Origin of the sequence: Streptomyces sp. NPDC048290, assembly GCF_040652095.1 — a bacterium.
Taxonomy (GTDB): domain Bacteria; phylum Actinomycetota; class Actinomycetes; order Streptomycetales; family Streptomycetaceae; genus Streptomyces.
The window spans coordinates 102,927-123,240 of record NZ_JBEZLM010000002.1 but is presented as its reverse complement, the minus strand read 5'-3'; the positions used below and the strand labels follow the sequence as shown (position 1 = coordinate 123,240).

At 70.4% G+C, this 20,314-nt stretch carries 12 protein-coding genes; 8 read left to right on the top strand and 4 right to left on the bottom strand.

From position 1 onward, the window contains the following. Positions 1 to 89: 89 nt before the first annotated feature. A complete protein-coding gene (pglX, locus tag AB0D49_RS02885) occupies positions 90 to 3,881 on the top strand; it encodes a BREX-2 system adenine-specific DNA-methyltransferase PglX (RefSeq protein ID WP_362749641.1) in 3,792 nt (1,263 codons plus the stop codon). A gap of 65 nt (positions 3,882 to 3,946) precedes the next feature. On the opposite strand, the gene AB0D49_RS02880 is transcribed toward pglX, so the two are convergent. Beyond that, positions 3,947 to 4,153: a DUF397 domain-containing protein gene (locus AB0D49_RS02880; RefSeq protein ID WP_362749639.1), complete on the bottom strand. Its 207-nt coding sequence runs from the start codon at positions 4,151 to 4,153 to the stop codon at positions 3,947 to 3,949. Beyond that, a complete protein-coding gene (locus tag AB0D49_RS02875; RefSeq protein WP_362750732.1) occupies positions 4,150 to 4,941 on the bottom strand; it encodes a helix-turn-helix transcriptional regulator in 792 nt (263 codons plus the stop codon). Before AB0D49_RS02875 ends, AB0D49_RS02880 begins: the two co-directional genes overlap by 4 nt. 302 nt (positions 4,942 to 5,243) lie before the next feature. Between AB0D49_RS02875 and AB0D49_RS02870 the strand changes: the two genes are divergently transcribed. From AB0D49_RS02870 to AB0D49_RS02845, 6 genes are all read left to right on the top strand, one after another. Continuing rightward, positions 5,244 to 6,131, top strand: a complete 888-nt coding sequence (locus tag AB0D49_RS02870; RefSeq protein WP_362749636.1) for a hypothetical protein — start codon at positions 5,244 to 5,246, stop codon at positions 6,129 to 6,131. A gap of 94 nt (positions 6,132 to 6,225) precedes the next feature. Continuing rightward, positions 6,226 to 6,675 (top strand): ATP-binding protein, encoded by a 450-nt coding sequence (locus AB0D49_RS02865; protein ID WP_362749633.1) that lies wholly within the window; start codon positions 6,226 to 6,228, stop codon positions 6,673 to 6,675. Positions 6,676 to 6,781: 106 nt separating this feature from the next. Then, entirely contained in the window at positions 6,782 to 10,657 is a 3,876-nt protein-coding gene (locus AB0D49_RS02860; protein WP_362749630.1) for a hypothetical protein, read from the top strand. Further along, positions 10,657 to 13,383 (top strand): BREX-2 system phosphatase PglZ, encoded by a 2,727-nt coding sequence (gene pglZ / locus AB0D49_RS02855; RefSeq protein ID WP_362749627.1) that lies wholly within the window; start codon positions 10,657 to 10,659, stop codon positions 13,381 to 13,383. Before AB0D49_RS02860 ends, pglZ begins: the two co-directional genes overlap by 1 nt. Further along, positions 13,380 to 14,729 carry a BREX system ATP-binding protein BrxD gene (gene brxD / locus AB0D49_RS02850; protein WP_362749624.1) on the top strand — a complete coding sequence of 450 codons (1,350 nt, stop codon included), beginning with the start codon at positions 13,380 to 13,382 and terminating at the stop codon, positions 14,727 to 14,729. The genes pglZ and brxD overlap by 4 nt, the downstream gene beginning before the upstream one ends. Positions 14,730 to 14,830: 101 nt before the next feature. Further along, complete coding sequence (locus AB0D49_RS02845; protein WP_362749621.1) at positions 14,831 to 16,966, top strand: DEAD/DEAH box helicase; 2,136 nt, start codon at positions 14,831 to 14,833, stop codon at positions 16,964 to 16,966. 63 nt (positions 16,967 to 17,029) lie between these two features. Here AB0D49_RS02845 and groL read toward each other — a convergent pair whose 3' ends face one another. Next, the gene (groL, locus tag AB0D49_RS02840) at positions 17,030 to 18,655 is read right to left on the bottom strand and encodes a chaperonin GroEL (protein WP_362749618.1); all 1,626 of its coding nucleotides are present in this window, start codon (positions 18,653 to 18,655) and stop codon (positions 17,030 to 17,032) included. 115 nt (positions 18,656 to 18,770) lie between these two features. Continuing rightward, entirely contained in the window at positions 18,771 to 19,079 is a 309-nt protein-coding gene (gene groES / locus AB0D49_RS02835) for a co-chaperone GroES (protein WP_362749615.1), read from the bottom strand. Between the two features lie 546 nt (positions 19,080 to 19,625). Here groES and AB0D49_RS02830 point away from each other — a divergent pair. Next, positions 19,626 to 20,279: a DUF4232 domain-containing protein gene (locus AB0D49_RS02830; protein WP_362749612.1), complete on the top strand. Its 654-nt coding sequence runs from the start codon at positions 19,626 to 19,628 to the stop codon at positions 20,277 to 20,279. Positions 20,280 to 20,314: the final 35 nt, after the last annotated feature.

Genomic DNA, 20,314 nt, shown 5'->3' with positions numbered 1-20,314 from the left:
ATGCGCCTCGGCCCGGCTGGCAGGATGGGGCGATGGACCGTGGGGGTCCGTGCGATGCGGGTGCGCGAGCGGTGAGGAGTGGTCCGAAGGTGACTACGGCTACGGCGGAGGGGACGGGGTCCGGGCTGGACCGCGTACGGCTGCTGAAGGATCTCCAGGCGCAGGCGCGGCTGCTGGAGGACGACCTTCGGCTGCGGACGGATTCCGAGCCGGAGTTCCGGGACGCGTTGAAGGCGGAGTACGGCAAGGCGGTCGCCGCGGAGCGTACGGCGGCGATGTATGAGACCTGGCGTGATGAGCGGGTCGTGCAGATCGCTGCGGCGTGGGTGCTGGCGTGTGTGTTCGTGCGGTTCAGTGAGGACAACGGGCTGATTCCCGAGCCGTGGCTGTCCGGGCCCGGTGAGCGGCTCGCCGAGGCGCAGGACCGGCATGACGCGTACTTCCGGGAGAACCCCGAGAACAACGACCGGGACTGGCTGGAGGAGTCGTTCGCCGCGCTCGCCTCGTCCCACGCGACCGTGGCCGGGCTTTTCGACCGTACGCACAATCCGCTGTACGAGGTGACTCCGTCGTACGAGGCGGCGACCGCGCTGCTGGCGTTCTGGCGGCAGCGTGGTGCCGATGGTGAGATCGTGCACGATCTCACTGACGGTGACCTCGATACGCGTTTCCTCGGTGACCTGTATCAGGACCTTTCCGAGCATGCCCGGAAGACGTACGCGCTGCTTCAGACGCCGGTGTTCGTGGAGGAGTTCATCCTCGACCTGACGCTTGAACCGGCGGTGGAGGAATTCGGGCTCACCCCGGAGTGGAAGCACCGGCCCCGTGGGTGGGAGGGGGAGGTGTGGGCCGACGGGCCCGGGGGTGAGGAAGTGGTCCGGGGGCTTCGGTGTATCGACCCCGCGTGTGGTTCCGGGCACTTCCTGCTGGGGCTTTTCGAGCGGCTCCTTGCGAAGTGGCGGGAGGCCGAGCCCGGAAGTGAGGCGTGGGTGCTGGTGCGGCGGGCCTTGGAGTCCGTCCACGGGGCCGACAAGAATCCGTTCGCTGTGGCGATTGCCCGGTTCCGGTTGCTGGTGGCGGCGCTGAAGGCCGGGGGTGTGCGGGAGTTCAGCGCGGCTCCGGGGTTGCCTATTCGGGTGGCTGTGGCGGATTCGTTGTTGCATGGGCGGTCATTGGACACGGTGACGGAGACGTTCGACACGCTGTTCGCGGAAGAGGAGACCTTCTACTACCGGACGGAGGATGTGGAGGGGTACGCCGACGAGGTGGACCTGCTCGGGCGTGGCACCTATCACGTGGTTGTGGGTAATCCGCCGTACATCACGGTGAAGGACAGCCAGGAGAGCCAGAATTATCGGAAGGCATACTTCTCTTGCGTCGGAAAATATGCACTTTCGGTGCCCTTCGCTCAGCGGATCTTCGAGCTTTCGATTCGGGCGGATGGGGATCGAAAGGATGGTGGTTTCACTGGGCAGATCACTTCGAACTCCTTTATGAAGCGCGAGTTCGGTAAGGTCTTGATCGAGGCTTACTTCCAAGGCGGGCGAGAATTTAAGGACCCCGGGACGGGGCGCAAGCGCGACTTCCCGGGTGTCACCCTTACTCACGTCATCGACACCTCGGGTGCGTTCATTCCCGGTCATGGCACACCGACGGTGATCCTGGCCGGGCGCAATCATCAGGCGCGGCAGGCTGATCCGATTCGGGCTGTGCTGGGGGTTCGGGGGGAGCCGAATCAGCCGGAGGATGCGGCTGAGGGGCTGGTTTGGTCGGCGATTGTGCGGCAGGTGGGAGTGCCTGGAAGCGAGTCTGAGTGGGTGAGTGCAGAGGACTCTGTCCGCAGGAGGTTCGCCGACCACCCTTGGTCTTTGAGCGGCGGGGGTGCTGGTGACACTCAGGCACGGATCGATTCAATGGCAGCTCGGCGCCTCAATGATGTGGCGGACTCCCTCGGCATCACATGTTTCACCCTGGAAGACGATCTATTCCTCCTTCCCGGGCATGCGGCATCCACACGTCGTCTGCCAACCGCACAACTCCGCTCCATGGCGACAGGGGATCTGATCCGAGATTGGGTTGAAGGAGACTTCAGCTCGGCCGTATTCCCATACACCTCCGACTTTCGACCCTTGAAAGTTGAGACGATTCCCATCCTTTATCGGTTCATGTGGGCCTGCCGAACCACCATTTCCAACAATCTCCTATTCGGCGGTAAGACGAAAATCGAAGGCGGGTTGGAGTGGTCGGAATACGGAAGGTTGACGGCTAGCAAGTTGCGAACGCCGCTGTCTATCACATTTGCTTTTGTTGCCACACACAATCATTTCACCCTAGACCGAGGCGGAAGGGTATTCAATCGTTCGGCTCCGGTGATCAAGTTGCCGGAAGAAGCGAGCGAGCAGAAGCATATTGAGTTGATAGGAGTACTAAATTCCTCGTCGGCCTGCTTCTGGCTCAAGCAAGTAAGTCAGGCAAAGGGCGGGACCGATAACTCCAGTGGCGGAGGTAATCGATGGACGCCGGAAGCATGGATCGACCGCTACGAATTCACCGGTACCAAGCTCCAAGAGTTCCCATTGCCAGCAAATATTCCACTCGCCTTGAGCCAGGAGCTTGACGGGCTCGCCGAGAAACTGACCCAACACCAGCCGTCCACACTCGTCCGGGGCACATTGCCATCCCGCAGCCTATTGAACGAAGCCCACCAGGCCCAAGACCAACTCCGCGCCCGCATGATCGCCCAACAAGAAGAACTCGACTGGACCGTCTACGGCGCATACAACCTCCTCACCCCCGAAGAAGTAGCCCGAACCACCACCTCCGACGCCCCCGAAGTCGCCCTGGGCCAGCGCGCCTTCGAGATCGTGCTCGCACGTAAAGTCGCTGCCGGGGAAGCCGAAACCGCCTGGTTCGAGCGCCACGGGTCGACCCCCGTCACCGAAATCCCCGCCCACTGGCCCGAGCCCTACCGCCAAGTCGTCCAAGCCCGTATCGACCTCATCGAAGCCAACAAAGACATCCGCCTGATCGAGCGCCCCGAATACAAGCGCCGCTGGTCCACCGAACCCTGGGAGAAGCGCGAGGCCGCCGCCCTCCGCTCCTGGCTGCTCGACGCCGCCGAGCGCGAAGCGATCTGGTACGAGGAGCGCGACGGCTTCACCGTCCCCCGCCCCCTCACCGTCAACCAGCTCGCCGACGCGCTCCGCGCCGACAAGGACGTCCAAGCCGTAGCCGAGCTGTACGCCACCGATCACCTCGGCAAGCGGGACGCCTCCCTCGCCACCGTTCTCGCCGCCGTCATCGACGCCGAACACGTCCCGCACCTCGCCGCTCTCCGCTACAAGGACCCCGGGCTGCGCAAGCGGGCCCAGTGGGAGCAGGTCTGGGAGCAGCAGCGCGAGGAAGACCGGACCGGGGAGCGGCTCGACATCAAGGTGCCGCCGAAGTACACCAGCGCCGACTTCGCCAAGAACTCCTTCTGGTCCAACCGGGGCAAGCTCGACGTCCCCAAAGAGCGCTTCATCTCCTACCCCGGCGCCTCCCCCGACTCCGACCCCTCCCTCCTCCTCGGCTGGGCCGGCTGGAACCACCGCGACCAAGCCGACGCCCTCGTCGGATTGATCCGCAGCCGCGTCGAGAACGACGGCTGGGACAAGAAGGACCCCCGGCTGACCCCGCTCCTCGCCGGACTCCGCGAAGTCCTCCCCTGGGTCCACCAGTGGTACGGCGAGTACGACGAGGAATGGGAAGGCAACCCCGCCGAGGAGTTCCAGGCCGCCCTGGACACCGGTCGCGCCGACGCGGGTCTCTCCGAGACCGACCTCGTCAACTGGCGCCCCGAGAAGAAGGCGCGTGGGCGGCAGAAGAAGGCCGCCGAGTAGGCAGTACGCGCAACGCAAAGGGCGGTCCGATGCCAGCCTCGGCCTCGGACCGCCCCTCGTTCACCTCAACCGCGCGCGGCCATCCGCACGAACGCGGTCCACTCGTCGTTTCCGACCATGAGGAGTGCGTCTCCCGGTCGCTTGGAGTCACGGACCAGTACGGCCGTGCCGGCGTCCGCTACCTCGACGCAGTCACCGCCGTCACCAGCGCTGTAGCTGCTCTTGAACCAGCGCAGTTCACCGACAGCAGGCTTGGGGCTGCTTGCCTTCATAGCTCTCCCAACAGCTTCTCGATGAAGGCCAGTGACTCCCGAGGAGTCAACGCCTGGGCTCGGAGCACGCCGTACGTCGCCTCCAGCGGACTGACCTTCTTCGGTTCCGTGTGCAGGCGGCTCACCCCCTGCACCTCCACATACGCCATCCTGCGCTGCTTTTCCGAGTGGATCAATGTGAACGGACCTGCAAGGCCAGCGTGCTCCTCCCGGTCCACCGGCATGACCTGCATCTCCACATTGCGCTGATGCCCATAGATCAGAAGCTGTTCCAACTGGCCACGCCATACCTCACGGCCCCCGAGAGGCCGCCTCAGCACGTGCTCGTCGATGACGAAACTCAGCAGCGGCGCAGGACGCCGGACGAACAGCCGTTGCCTCTCCATCCGCGTGGACACGCCCTGGTCGATCGACTCCTCATCCTGCAACGGACGCCACATACGGAAGACCGCCCTCGCGTAGTCCTCCGTCTGCAACAGCCCCTTTATGACGTGGCTGATGTAGGCGTGCAGCTCTACCGCAGTCGCCTCCAGTGCCACATACCGCCGAAAGAACGACGGATACCGAGCCTTAGCCACCTCCCCCTTCATCGCCGACAACACCCCCCGCGCCCCCACCGCCCGATCCACCGCATCGATCAGCTCCGGCTTCGGAATCCGCCTCCCCTGCTCCACCGCCGCGATCTGCGCCTCCCCGTACCCCACCCGCGCCCCCAACTGCGCCTGGGTGAGGCCCGCCGCCTCGCGTAGGAGCTTCATCTGCCGTCCGAAGGACTGGAGGAACTCCATATTGGAATCCTGCTCCGTCTCCCCCACACCCGCGTCCGCTCCCGCCTCGCTCATCTCCCGCCTCTCCTTTCCGACCCGTCACCCTGAGCGCAGGCTAGGACTCCAGCACGTCAACAGAGGTTGGACCGGGACAAGTTGAGTCGTGTGAGTGAACGATTCCCGAAAGGTTTCTTCACTCAACGCGTCCACACCCGCACATTCCGTGCTGTACGGTCACCGGAGAATCGTAAAAAATACGGCCCCCGCATCGGCTGCAACCGATGACGAGGGCCTCGACCACCAGTGGAAACGAGCCTCCACCCGTGATTTACAGGCACCATATCGCGCCCTCGCGCGCGTACACCCAGCTCTCCCACGACATCATCCGGCACCCCCGCCTCTCTTCCGACGCCGTCCGCCTTCTCACCTGGCAGCTCTCCCTGCCCGACGGCGCCCGCGAACCCCTCTCCCGTACCGCCGAGCGCGCCAACATCGGCGCCTGCGCCTTCACTCGCGCCAAACGACAGCTCAAGGACGAGGGCTTCGTGCACGAGCGGCGGCTCCAAGGGCCCGGCGGGCACTGGATCACCCAACAGCTCGTCTCCAGCGTGCCGTTGAGCGACACCGAAGCCGCCAAGCTGCTCGGCCAACTCCCACCCCTCCCTCCGGTCCCACCGAGTCCCGGTTTACCGGCCGTCGGTGCGCCGACCACCCCGTCCACCGACCGCTATCCCACTCCAACACCCCCTGAGAACACCCCCAACCAACCCCCCAAACCCCCCGCACCTCCCATCGAGCCCTCGGCAGAGGCCCGCGCCCTCGCCGCCACCTACCCCCACCTCTCGCCCGACCTCCGCCACATCCCCACCGCCATGCACCCCGAGCTGGCCCAGCTCACCGACCGCTGGCTCGACGCCGGGCACCCGCCCACCGCCATCCGCACCCACATCCTGCGCGGCCTCCCCGACGACGGCACCCCTGTCCACCGGCCCGGCGGCCTCCTCCGCCACCTCCTCCGCGATGTCCCACCTGTCCAAGAAGATGCCCCCTCCTCCAGCCCCGCCCCCGCTCCTCTACCTACCGGCGGGTTCCGGCTCTCCCCCCGTCTCCTCGCCAGCCGTGAATGCCAGGGCGATCACCTCCAACCCACCCTCTTCCGCCCCCTCGGCGACGAGACCCACTGCCAGCACTGCCGACCACGGCGACACTGACAGCCCCTACACGCCCGCCCCACACCCCTACAGCGACCGTCCGTAGCCGCGTCCTGCCTGGTCATGGGTGATCCCCGCGCGCCATCTTCGCTCCATGACCGACATCCACGACGACGCGGAAGCCGCCCTCACCCTCCGTTTCACCGCCACGCCCCGAGGCGCCCGACTCGCCCGGCGGCTCAGCTGTCAGCAGATGGAGCGCTGGGGATGGCCCTACGGAAGTGCGCCCAACGACACCGTCGAGACCGTCGTCGCCGAGCTGGCCGCCAACGCCGTCACCCACGGTCGGGCGCCCGGACTCGACGTCGAGCTGCGTCTCAGCCGGGACGACGACCACCGCTGTGTGCGTGTCGAGATCAGTGACGCCCGTGGGGAGCGGTTACCTCTCCCGGTCGCCGCCGGTTCGGTCCTCGCCGAGGGTGGGCGCGGGCTCGCCCTCGTCGCCGCGCTCGCCAAGGAGTGGGGGACCGCGCCACGCCCCGGCGACCCTGGCGACCCCGGCAAAACCGTCTGGGCCGTCATCGCCTGCACACCCGGCCCCTGACATATGCCGCACTTGCCCGCACGATCCGTCCAGGCCCATCCCCGCCCTGTCCAGACCTGGCAGGATTGGACAGGTTCGCGAACACCAAGGGGAGCGGGAGCAGCCGATGGCCACAGGCGCCTCGACGGCCGTACTGAGAGACGTCCTCGACATCAAGGAGGACGTGTACGCCGGCGACTTCAAGGTCGAGCTGTCCCAGGGGTTCACGGGGCAGGCCGCGGGGCGGGTCGAGGAGTATGTCGTCACTCCCCAGCTCCAGCAGCAGTTCAGCAAGGCGCTCAAGCTGGTGCGGGGCGCGGTGCGCAAGGGGTCCTCGTACGCCGCCTATCTCCATGGGTCGTTCGGTGCCGGTAAGAGCCATTTTCTGACCGTTTTGCACGCTGTTCTGAACGAGGAACCCTCGGCTCGGGCCAAGCCCCGGCTGCGGGAGATCATCGCCGAGCACGACGAGTGGCTGCGCGGGAAGCGGTTCCTCATGGTGCCGTACCACCTGGTCGGCGCCGCCAACCTGGACGAGGCGCTGCTCGGCGGGTACGTGCGGGCCGTGCGCGCGCAGCATCCCGAGGCGCCCACTCCTACCGTCTTCCGGTCCGATTCCCTGCTTGCGGACGCCCGGCGGATGCGTGAGCAGCTCGGCGACGACGCCTTCGTCCGGCTGCTGCCCGCCGACGCCCCGGAGGGCGAGGACGACGACGAGCTTCAGGTCATCGGGTCCGGTGGCGCCTGGACCTCCGGTGAGCTGGACGACGCCTTCCGCGCCCCGGCCGGGGACGCCCGCCGTGAGCGGCTGGTGTCCGCGCTGCTCAGCGGGCCGATGCAGGCGTACGCGGAGAGCGCGCGCGGCGACGCCGCCAAGTATGTGCCGCTGGAGAACGGGCTCTCCGCGATCAGCCGTCACGCGCAGACGCTGAACTACGACGGTGTGGTGCTGTTCCTCGATGAGCTGGTGCTGTGGCTCCAGGCCCATATGCGGGACCGGACCTTCGTCAACAGCGAGATCCAGAAGCTGGTGAAGCTGATCGAGTCGGGGGACGCAGACCGGCCTGTGCCGATCGTCTCCTTCATCTCGCGCCAGCGGGATCTGTCGCAGCTCGTCGGGTCCGATGTGCTCGGCGCCGACGTCAAGGCGATGGAACAGGCGCTGGAGTATCTGAACGAGCGGTTCGACACGGTCGATCTTGAGGACCGGAACCTGCCGGAGATCATCAAGGAGCGGGTGCTGAAGCCGCTGCCCGGCAAGGAGACCGTGCTGGACGCGGCCTTCGCCGGGGTCGACCGGTCGAATCAGCAGGTCAAGGACATCCTGCTGGACGGCGGCGGCGCCACCCACGCCGACTGGGACGACTTCCGGGCCGTCTATCCGCTCTCCCCGGCACTGCTGAATGTGCTGGTGGCGCTGTCCGGCGCGCTCCAGCGGGAGCGGACCGGTCTGAAACTGGTCCAGCAGCTGCTGGAGAAGAACGCCGGTGCCGCGGTCGGGCAGCTCATTCCGCTCGGCGAGCTGTGGGACGTGCTGGTGGACGGTACCGGCGCCGCCTTCACCGACAAGCTCAAGCAGGAGTCCGAGGCCGCCGTCCGCTTCTACGGCAAGGCCCGGACCCATCTGCTGGAGAAGTACGGGTCCGACACCCACGCCGACTTCCGGGCCGACGACCGGTTCGTGAAGACGCTGCTGCTGGGCGCGCTGGCGCCGGACGTGCCCGCGCTGCGGCGGCTGTCGGGGGCGCGGCTCGCCGCGCTCAACCACGGGTCGGTGCGCTCCCGTACCGTCCCGGCCGGTGATGTGGTGATCCGGCGGATGCGGGACCTCCAGGCCGCGTTCCCCTCCGAGATCCGCTCGGACGGCGAGGCCGACCCGGTGTTCTCGCTGCATCTGTCCGACCTGGACATCGAGCCGCTGCTCGACGCGGTCGCCGAGGAGGACAAGGCCGGGGTGCGGCGGGTGTGGCTGCGCGACCGGCTGTGGGAGGCCATGGGCGTACGCGACGGGCAGTTCGTCGCCGAGAAGGAGATCGTCTGGCGGGGGACGCGGCGGCTGGCCGAGTTCGTGTTCGGCAATGTGCGGGACCGGGGGGATCTCCCGGCCGAGATGTTCCTGCCCGCGACCGCCGGGAACGTCCGCTTCGTCCTTGATTATCCGTTCGACGACGGTGACCACTTCCCCAGTGACGACTTCCACCGGGTGGAGGAGCTGCGCAAGGACGGGGTCACCGCCCCGACCCTGGTGTGGCTCACCGACTTCTTCTCCGACCAGCGCAAGGCGCAGCTCGGCCGGCTCATGCGGATCACCTTCCTCCTGGAGCGCGACCGGCTGACCGACTACACCGGGAACTTCCCGCCCGACGACCGGGCCAAGGTCCGGCGGCAGCTGGAGGTGGCCCGGGACACCCTCACCGAGCAGCTCACCGGGGCGCTCGCCGAGGTGTACGGGCTGGCCCGGCCCACCGACTCCAACCCGGGGCCCGAGGTGCCCGACGGGCGGCATGTGCTGTCGCTCCAGCCGGAGTTCGCGCAGCCCCGCGAGGAGGGCGGCAAGGGCTTCGAGGCCAATGTGCAGCACCTCGCCGACGGTCTCTTCTCCGCGCTGTACCCGAAGCACCCGGACTTCGGCCCGGACACCAAGGGGCAGCGCAAGGCGGTGGCGCCCGCCGAACTGCGGACCGCCCTGGAGTGGATCACGCGCGCGATGGACGAGGGCGGACGGGCGCAGAACGTCGACAGCCATCATCTGCGGACCGTGAAGCGGATCGTGGAGCCGCTGGAACTGGGGGATGTGCACGACGGGCCGCTGGTGATGCGGCAGGACTGGCGGACGAGGATCAACCAGGCCGCCGCCGCGCACAAGCAGCGCGGGGACCTGGCCGTCGAGGACATCCGCGGCTGGATCGTCAAGGATGTCGGCCTCGGCGGGCTGGACAAGCTCACCGGGAACCTCCTCATCGCCACCTACGCGCTGCTGGACGACCGGGCCTGGGTCTTCCAGGGCGGCCCCGAGCGGGACGCGCCCGCACTGCACGAGATCGGGCCCGGCTGGTCGCTGCGGGCCCAGCCGCTGCCCAGCGACGAGGAGTACGAGGCGGCCCGGGAACGGGCGGCCCGGCTGTTCGGTGTCTCCGCCAAACCCAAGATGTACGCCCGCAGTGTCCACCGGCTCGCCGAGGACATCCGGGGCAGGGCCGAGGGGTGGGAGAAGGAGGTCGCGGGTGTGCGGACCTCGCTGGAGCGGCACGGTCCGCTGCTCGGCCTGGACGCCCCCGGCGAAGGTGTGCCGCCGCGTGCGGCGATCCTGCGGGAGGCCGCCGCCCTGCTCGCCCGGCTGAACCGGCACGGCAGCGACGCCACCGCGCTGGTGCGCGAGCTGGCCGCCGCCTCGTACACGGCGAGCGAGCGGGACCTCAACACCGCCATGGGCAGCGCCGGGGAGGTGCTGCGGACGCTGGACGACGCCGCCTGGCCCGCGCTGGGCAATGTGCGCGGGCTGACCGGGCGTGAGGACGGGGTAGGCGACCGCGCCCGGCGGCTGTTCGACGAGATCGCGGTCACCGCGCGGGCCTCCGAGTTCGAACGGTCGCTGGTGCCGGTGCTCGGCGACGCGGGTGACAAGGCCAACGCGATCATCAATGCCGCGCTCCAGGTGGAGACGGTGTTCACCCCCCGGCAGGAACCCACGCCGGGCGCCCGGGACGTCCAGGTCAGCGAGCCCGAGGTCGCCACCACCCACCCGGGGACGGGCGGCACACCGCCGGTGGCTCCCGTCGCACCGACCGTCCAGGTGACCCCGGCGCAGCGGGCCCAGCCCGCCCGGCGGCGGCTCATCGACGCCTCCGGGCCGACGCCCGTGGAGGAGCTGGTGGCCGATCAGCTGGCGGGCGTGCGGGACGACATCCGGGCCTTCCTGGACGCGCATCCGGGGGCGACGGTGGAGATCAGCTGGCAGCCGGTGGAGGCTTCCGACCCCGCCGCCGGGTCCGGTGACCGCTGATGGCGGCGGTCCGGCCGGCCGCCGGGCGGCGGGCCATCGAAGTACTGCTGGAGGCCGAACTCCCGCGCGCCGACGGGCGGCGGCTGGTGCTCGTGGACGCCGTGTGGGCGGGGCGGGACGAGGAGCGGGAGTTCACCGTGCAGGTGGACGGGGCGCCCCGCCGGGTGCGGGTCACCGACCAGGACTCACCGCTCGGGATCGCCGACGCCTGGCGACGGCACCTCACGGACACCGGCCCGGCCGCGGACAGCGTCCTGGTGGTGACCGGGCGCGTGCCCGCCGACCAGCTCGGCTGGGATCTGCGCGGGCACGCGCTGCGGCGCAGGCCGCTGGCGGTCGAGCGGGCCGACATCGTCAAGCAGTTGTTCGGGGCCGGTGATCTGGACACCCGGATGGTGCGGGAGAACTGGCTGCTGGACGCCCTGCTGGAGGCCGAGCCCTCCGGCGGCTGGCCGCGCGCCGGTTCCCTGCTCACCCGGGACCGGGCCGTGCGCGCCCTGCTCGCGGCCCGGGTCGGCCTCGGCGACACCCGGGACGAATCACTGGACCTGGACGCCGACACGCTCTTCGACTGGAGCCGTGGACCGGTCGGCCCCCGGCTGTTCGCGGAGCTGCCGGAGGTCGAGCGGACCGGGCTCGGCGTGTGGCTGGAGGAGGTGACCGGGCCCGCGGCGCCGACGCTGCTCGCCCTCGCCGCCGACGGACGGGGCGCGGACGCCCTGCCGCTCGGCGCGCTCGCCTCCGCGGCGCTGGCCTGTCCCTCCGCCGCCGACGCCGGGTTCGCGCTCGGCACGCTCTTCGGCCGGGCCCTCGGTTCCTTCGACGCGCTCGCGCCCTACGCGGCGGCGGCCACCGGAGTGCTGTCCCGCTGGCTCGCGCAGGCGGAAGCGGGCGGGCCCGCCGGGCATGACGCCCGGACCCGGGTGCTGGCGGTGCTGGAACGGGCCGATCAGCTCGCCGACACCGGGCGCCTGACCGGGCTGCTCGCCGGGGACCGGCTGCTGCCGTCCGGCTACCGGACCCGGCTGCGGTCCGTCGCCGCCACGCTCGACGGGCGGCCCGACACCGCGCACACGGCGCTGCGCGAACTGGCCGACCACCAGCTCGCCGTGCTCCACGCGGACTCCACCGAACGGGCCCGTACCGCCGTACGGCTGCTGCGCTGGCTCGACGGGCCGCGGCCCGAGCCGGAGTCCGTCGCGCAGGGCGTCCGCGGACACCTGGCGTCCACCGGGTGGGTGGACCTGGCCGTCGCCGTGCTCGCCGAGGGCGATGCCTCCCGGGACAGCACCGTCGGGGAGGCGTACCACCGGCTGATCGGGCGGGTGCGGGACCGGCGGAGGCAGCTGGACGAGCGGTTCGCGGGCCTCCTCTCCACCTGGGCCGAAGCCGCCTCGCAGCAGGCTCCGCACGGGGTGCTGCTGATCGAGGACGTGCTCACGGAGGCCGCCGCGCCGCTCGCCCGGGACGGCGGCCGGCCGCTCGTGCTGGTGCTGGACGGGATGAGCGCCGACGTCGCCATCGAACTGGCCGCCGGACTCGACCGCCGGGTGTGGACCGAGATCGTGCCCAGCGGGCAGCCGGGGCGGCTCGCCGCGGTCGCCATGCTGCCCACCGTCACCCGGGTCAGCCGGGCCTCGCTGCTCAGCGGGGCGGCGGCCGAAGGCGGGCAGGACGTGGAGCGGGCGGGCTTCACCGCCTTCTGGAAGAAGCGGCGACGCGAGTCGGCGCTGTTCCACAAGGGCGGCTTCGAGGGCACGGCCGGGCACCGGCTCGCGCCCGAACTGCTGGGGGCGCTCGCCGACGACTCGACGGTGGTCGGGGTGATCCTCAACACGATCGACGACGCGCTCGCCGACGGCCGGGAGAGCGGCCGGGGCCGGTGGCGGATAGGGGACATCGCCAAGCTGGCCGATCTGCTGGACGCGGCGCTCGGCGCCGGACGGCCGGTGCTGCTCGTCTCCGATCACGGGCACCTCCTGGACCGCAGTGCCCGGGACAGCCGGATCACCCAGGCCGAGGGCGTCCAGGGCGCCCGCTGGCGCACCGGCGAGGCCCAGGCGGGCGAGGTGGAGCTGACCGGGCCACGGGTGCGTGCCGCGGCCGGACGGATCACCGCCGCCTGGCGGGACGACCTGCGCTACACCGCCCGTGCGGCCGGGTACCACGGGGGCGCCTCGCTCGCCGAAGTCACCGTGCCCGTGCTGGCGTTCGTGCCGTCCGGCAGCGAGATCCCGGCGGGGTGGACCGTCCTGCCCGCCGAGAACACCGCGCCGGAGTGGTGGCGCGGCACCACGGAACCGGCGCCGGCCGAGCAGACCGCTCCCGCGACCGGCAAGGGCAAGGGCGCCCGCAAGCAGGCACCTCAGTCGGAGGGGCTGTTCCCGCAGCCCGGACACGGCTCGGCCGGCGAACGGACCGTGCGCAGCACGCCGTACCGGACACAGCGTGAGTTCGTCCGGCTGCCACCGGCCGACACCGCCGTGGCCGCCGCGCTCGACGCGCTGCTCGACGCCGGGGGCAAGCTCTCCCCGGCCGCCGTCGCCGCCGCGGCGCAGGCAGCCACCGGCAAGTCGCAGCGCAACCCGGAGCGGTTCGTGACCGTCCTCGAACGGCTGCTGAACATCGACGGCTATCCCGTGCTCCAGCTCGTGGAGTCCGGGCGTACCGTCCACCTCGACAGGGAGCTGCTGCGGCAGCAGTTCCCAGGAGACACCACACCGTGAACACGCCGGACGACGACTCCCCGACCGCCCCCGGGATCAGCGCGGCCCGCGCCCGGGACGTGACCGACGCGCTGCGCCGCGGGACCGTGCCCCAGCAGGGGCTGGGCCTGTTCGCCGTCGGTCTCGACCGGTTCACCGACGCCCTGGACGACGACCTCGCCACGGTCGCCCGGGGCGGCTCCGCCTTCCACGCGCTGCGGGGCGAGTACGGGTCCGGCAAGACGTTCTTCGCCCGCTGGCTGGCGGAGCGGGCCAAGCGGCGCGGGCTGGCCGTCAGCGAGGTGCAGATCTCCGAGACGGAGACCCCGCTGCACCGGCTGGAGACCGTCTACCGGCGGCTCACCGAGCGGCTCGCCACCGCCACCCACCCGCCCTCCGCCCTGCGCGCGGTGATCGACTCCTGGTTCTACGCCCTGGAGGAGGAGGTCCTGGACGCGGGGGAGGTCGACGAGGGCGACGAGGCCGCGCTCGCCCAGGCGGTCGACGCCCTGCTGGAACTGCGGCTCGCGGAGGTGGCCCGCACCACCCCCGCCTTCTCCGCCGCCCTGCGCGGCTACCGGGAGGCCGTGGCCGCCGGGGACGGGGCCCGCGCCGAAGCCCTCATCGCCTGGCTCGGCGGTCAGCGGTCGGTCGCCGCCTCCGCCAAGCGGGCCGCCGGGGTGCGCGGCGACCTCGACCACTTCGCGGCGCTCGGCTTCCTCCAGGGCCTGCTGACCGTGCTGCGCGACTGCGGGCACCCCGGCCTGCTGCTCGTCCTGGACGAGGTGGAGACCCTCCAGCGGGTCCGCGGCGACGTACGGGAGAAGTCGCTGAACGCGCTGCGCCAACTGCTGGACGAGATCGACGCCGGACGGTTCCCGGGGCTGTTCCTCGTCATCACCGGCACCCCCGCCTTCTACGACGGGCAGCAGGGCGTCCAGCGCCTCGCCCCGCTCGCCCAGCGCCTCGCCACCGACTTCACCACCGACCCGCGCTTCGACTCCCCCCGCGCGGTCCAACTGCGCCTGCCCGGCTTCGACCTGGACTCCCTGGGACAGCTCGGCCGCAAGGTGCGGTCGGTGTACGAGATCACCGCCCGCAACCCCGAGCGGATCGCCGCGCGGGCCGACGACGCCTACCTGGACGAACTGGCCCGAGCCGTCACCGGCTCCCTGGGCGGCAAGGCGGGGATCGCGCCCCGCCTGTATCTGCGCAAGCTGGTCGCCGATGTGCTGGACCGGGTCGACACCTTCGCCGAGTTCGATCCGCGCACCCACTACACGCTCACGGTGAACGCGGCGGAGCTGGACGAGGTGGAGCGCAACGCCGCCGTCGGGGCGGGGGATGTGGAGCTGGAACTGCCATGAGCGGGGATGCGAGGGAGTCGGCATGAGCGCGGATGCCTGGGAGTTGCCATGAACGCCGGCCCCGCCGGAGCCGCCACGGACTCTGACCTGCCGGAGCTGCCATGAGCGCCGACGCGCTGGACCTGCTCGACCCGATCCTCACCCACCACATCGTCAACTCGCTCGGCTGGCGCTCCCTGCGGCCCCTCCAGCAGGAGGCGATCGGACCACTGCTGGCCGGGCAGGACGCCGTACTGCTCGCGCCGACCGCGGGCGGCAAGACCGAGGCCGCCGCCTTCCCGCTGCTCACCCGCGCCCAGCGGCACGGCTGGAAGGGCACCGGCATCGTGTACGTCACGCCGCTGAAGGCCCTGCTCAACAATCTGCATCCCCGGCTGGAGCGCTACACGGGCTGGGTGGGCCGTACCGCAGAGCTGTGGCACGGCGACATCGCGAGCAGCAAGCGGCGCCGGATTCTCGCCCAGCGGCCGGATCTGCTGCTGACCACGCCCGAGTCGCTGGAGGCGATGCTGGTCAGCGCGCACGTCGATCACCGGGCGTTCTTCTCCGGGCTGCACACCGTGGTGGTGGACGAGGTGCACGCGTTCGCCGGGGACGACCGGGGCTGGCATCTGCTGGCCGTCCTGGAGCGGCTCCAGAAGGTCGCCGAGCGGCCCGTGCAGCGGATCGGGCTGTCCGCCACCGTCGGCAATCCACGGGAGCTGCTGGACTGGCTCCAGGGGTCGGGGCGGGGGAAACGGCCGGGACAGGTCATCGCTCCCGGTGTCGCCCTGCCCGCCGCGGGAGCCGCCATCGCTGTCCCGCCCGGGGACATCGAGCTGGACTACGTCGGTTCCGTCGCCAACGCCGCCACCGTCGTCGCCGCCCTGCACCGGGGCGAGAAGCGTCTCGTCTTCTGCGAGAGCCGCCGTACCGTCGAGGAACTGGGCGAGCAGCTGCGGCTGCGCGGTGTCACCACCTTCCTCTCGCACGCCTCGCTCTCCGCGGACGAGCGGCGCCGGGCGGAGGAGGCGTTCGCGGAGGCCCGGGACTGTGTGATCGTGTCGACCAGCACGCTCGAACTCGGGATCGACGTGGGCGACCTGGACCGGGTGATCCAGCTCGACGCGCCCGCCACGGTCGCCTCGTTCCTCCAGCGGCTGGGGCGGACCGGGCGGCGTCCGGGAACCGAGCGCAACTGTCTCTTCCTCGCCCTCACGGACGGGGGTTTCCTGGCCGCCTCCGCTCTGCTGCTGGCCTGGTCCAAGGGCTGGGTGGAGCCGGTGACCGCACCGCCAGAACCCCGCCACCTGGCGGCCCAGCAGGTGCTGGCGCTGTGTCTCCAGGAACACCGGATCGGGGAGAACCTCTGGCAGGAGTGGTGGGGCGGCCTGGAGGGCTTCGGCGAGAGCGCCGAGCCGGTCGTACGGCATCTGATGGACCAGGGGTATCTGGAGCGGGACGGCGGCACCCTGTTCATCGGGCCGGAGGCGGAACGCCGGTTCGGCGCCCGGCACTTCATGAATCTCACGGCCTCCTTCACCGCACCACCGGAGTTCACCGTCCTCAGCGGCCGGACCGAGATCGGCCGGACCGACCCGGACCTGCTCACGGAGGAGGTGGAGGGCCCGCGCAAGCTGCTGCTCGCCGGGCGGAGCTGGCTGGTGACCTACATCGACTGGCGGCGCAGACGCTGCTTCGTGGAACCGGTGGAGGGGGGCGGACGCGCCAAGTGGAGCGGATTCGGACCCGATCGTGTCCGGTCGTTCACACTGACCCGGGCCGTCCGGGAGGTGCTGCTGGGCGGTGATCCGCCCGTACGGCTGACGCGACGGGCCGAGGCGAAGCTCGCCGAGTCACGGGAGACCTTCCTGGACGTGGTGCATCCCGCGGGGACCGTCATCACCCGGCGGGGCGACAGCGACATCCGGTGGTGGACCTGGGCGGGGCACCGGGCGAACGCCACACTGGCCGCGTCCCTGCCGTCCGTCGTGCTTCCGCACCGGCTCCTGGACGACCGCTTCGTACGGCTGCGGGACGACGTGGACCCGCAGGTCTGGCGGGATGCGCTGAGCGACGCCGAGACGGGTCTCACGCTCCCCGCGGTGGACGCGAACGCCGTGCGGGGGCTGAAGTTCGCCGAAGCCCTGCCGCAGCGGCTCGCGGAAGCCACCCTCGCGGCGCGGCTGGCGGACCTGGACGGGGCACGGGCGGTGCTGGAGGAACCGACCCGGTTCCTGGTGCAACCCGGCGACTGACACACCGGAGGCCCGGCAACCCCCTACCAGGGATTGCCGGGCCTCCGGTGGTGTGGCCTGGCGTCAGTGCGCGTGGCCGTGGGAGTGGCCGCCCGCGGGGGCCTCCTCCTCTTCCTTCTTCTCGACGACCAGGGTCTCGGTCGTCAGCAGGAGGGACGCGATGGACGCGGCGTTCTCCAGGGCGGAGCGGGTGACCTTGACCGGGTCGATGACGCCGGCCTTGACCAGGTCGCCGTACTCGCCGGTGGCGGCGTTGAAGCCCTGGCCCTTCTCCAGCTCGGCGACCTTGGAGGTGATGACGTAGCCCTCCAGGCCCGCGTTCTCCGCGATCCAGCGCAGCGGCTCGACGGCGGCCTTGCGGACGACGGTGACGCCGGTGGCCTCGTCGCCGGTCTTGCCGAGGTTGTCCTCCAGCACCTTCACGGCGTGGACGAGCGCGGAGCCACCACCGGAGACGATGCCCTCCTCGACCGCGGCGCGGGTCGCGGAGATGGCGTCCTCCAGACGGTGCTTCTTCTCCTTCAGCTCCACCTCGGTGGCGGCGCCGACCTTGATCACGCACACGCCGCCGGCCAGCTTCGCGAGGCGCTCCTGGAGCTTCTCGCGGTCCCAGTCGGAGTCGGTGTTCTCGATCTCGGCCTTGATCTGCGCGATCCGGCCCTCGACCTCGGACTTGTCACCGGCGCCGTCGACGATGGTGGTGTCGTCCTTGGTGACGGTGACCCGGCGGGCGGTGCCGAGGATGTCGGTGCCGACCTGGTCGAGCTTGAGGCCGACCTCCTCGGAGATGACGGTGGCGCCGGTGAGGACGGCCATGTCCTGGAGCATCGCCTTGCGGCGGTCGCCGAAGCCGGGGGCCTTCACCGCGGTGGCGTTGAAGGTGCCGCGGATCTTGTTGACGACGAGGGTGGAGAGCGCCTCGCCCTCGACGTCCTCGGCGATGATCAGCAGCGGCCGGGAGGCGTTGGACTGGATGATCTTCTCCAGCAGCGGCAGCAGGTCGGCGATGGCGCCGATCTTGCCCTGGTGGATCAGGATGTACGGGTCCTCCAGGACCGCTTCCATCCGCTCCTGGTCCGTCACGAAGTACGGGGACAGGTAGCCCTTGTCGAAGGCCATGCCCTCGGTGAAGTCCAGCTCGAGGCCGAAGGTGTTGGACTCCTCGACGGTGATGACACCGTCCTTGCCGACCTTGTCCATCGCCTCGGCGATCAGCTCGCCGACCTGCTGGTCCTGGGCGGACAGCGCGGCCACGGCGGCGATGTCGGACTTCTCGTCGATCGGCCGGGCGGTCGCGAGCAGGTCCGCGGAGACGGCGGCGACGGCCGCGTCGATGCCCTTCTTCAGGGCGGCCGGGGAGGCACCGGCGGCGACGTTCTTCAGACCCTCGCGTACCAGGGCCTGGGCCAGCACGGTGGCGGTGGTGGTGCCGTCACCCGCGATGTCGTTGGTCTTGGTCGCCACCTCCTTCACCAGCTGGGCGCCCAGGTTCTCGTACGGGTCCTCGATCTCGACCTCGCGGGCGATGGTCACACCGTCGTTGGTGATGGTGGGGGCGCCGAACTTCTTGTCGATGACGACGTTGCGGCCCTTGGGGCCGATCGTCACCTTCACCGTGTCGGCCAGCTTGTTGACGCCGCGCTCAAGGGCGCGACGGGCGTCCTCGTCGAACTTCAGGATCTTCGCCATGACAGCGGGAGCCCTCTCGGAATTCTGTGATGGAAAAGGCACTGCGCCCCGGGCGCCCGGCTGAGTAATGGTCGCGGGGGGCCAGGGGCGCAGCTGAGGAAACTACGGAGATGAATTACTTCTCGATGATCGCGAGCACGTCGCGAGCCGAGAGGACGAGGTACTCCTCGCCGCTGTACTTCACCTCGGTGCCGCCGTACTTGCTGTAGAGCACGACGTCACCGACCTGGACGTCGAGCGGCAGGCGCTCGCCGTTCTCGAAACGGCCCGGACCCACGGCGAGGACGACGCCCTCCTGGGGCTTCTCCTTCGCGGTGTCCGGGATGACCAGGCCGGAGGCGGTGGTCTGCTCGGCGTCGAGCGGCTGGACCACGATGCGGTCCTCAAGCGGCTTGATGGCAACCTTGGTGCTGGCGGTCGTCACGATCCGACCTCCCCCTTCGGAGATCTCACGGGGTTAACTGTCTGAGGTGGCGACCAGGTCGATCCGTCGTCGCGGGTGCCGGACCTGCCCGTCGCGTCATTGGCACTCTCCAGGGGGGAGTGCCAGACCCGAGACTATGACCGCGATTAGCACTCGGTCAAGCGGACTGCTAATCGCGCTGTCGCGCGGCGGGGCCGGAGGGGGCGTCCAGGGGGGTGCGGTGACGGCCGCGCAGGGGGCGACCGGCGTACCTGTGTTCAAGGGCGGGCGGGTCACGGATCTGTCGCAGAGACCGGCGGACGGCGGGGGCGGCCGGGCGGAACCCGGAAACCGGAGGTCGGCCGGGCGGGGGGCGGGCTGTGCCGGGCCGGGCGGTGCGCCGGGGCCGGGCGGGTGTGTCACAGGGGTGTCTTGGGCGGGGGCCGGGCGGAACGACGTGGGGCGCCGGGCCGCTCATGGTGGGCAGAAACGCCGGGAGTTCGGGACCACCGACACCGACCGGCGCCGACCGGCACCACCGGCACCACCGAGACCTAGGACGAAATCATGCGTGTTCACAAGCTGACCCTCGCCGCCGTCGCCGTCGTCGCGAGCCTCTCGCTGACCGCCTGCCAGGGCGAGGACGGCGCCGCCGGGCAGAGCGACAAGGCCGCGGCCAGTTCCTCCTCCGGCGGTTCGGGGACGGGCACCGGCACCTCGAAGCAGGGCGGCACGCAGGACACGACCACCGAGACCGGGTCGGACACCGGCTCCGGTTCCACCGACACCGAGGGCAACGCCGGGGTCACCAACTGCACGGTGGAGGAGCTGGAGATCACCGCCTCCGACACCACCATCGACGGCGACGGCGAGGGCACGGTCTCCGTGGAGATGGCCAACATCAGCGGCAGCGACTGTCTGCTCTCCGGGTTCGCGGGCGTCGACCTGGAGACCGACGCGGGCACGCTGTCCGCGGAGCGGACCGGGGACGCCGGGGAGCCGACCGTCCTGGGGGGCGGGGAGTCCGCCTACTTCGGCGTCTTCTACCCGCTGAACGACTCGGGCGGCTCCGGCGTCGGGGTCAGCAAGCTGGTGGTGACCCCGCCGAACGAGACGAAGGTCTACCAGATCGAGTGGCCCGGCGGCTCCCTGCCCGTCACGGACGGCTCCGGCTCCTCGGTGCGGGTCGGCGCGATGGGCAGCGTCGGCCAGGGCGGCTGAGCGGTGGGGACGGCTGCCGCCGTCGTCGTCATCGG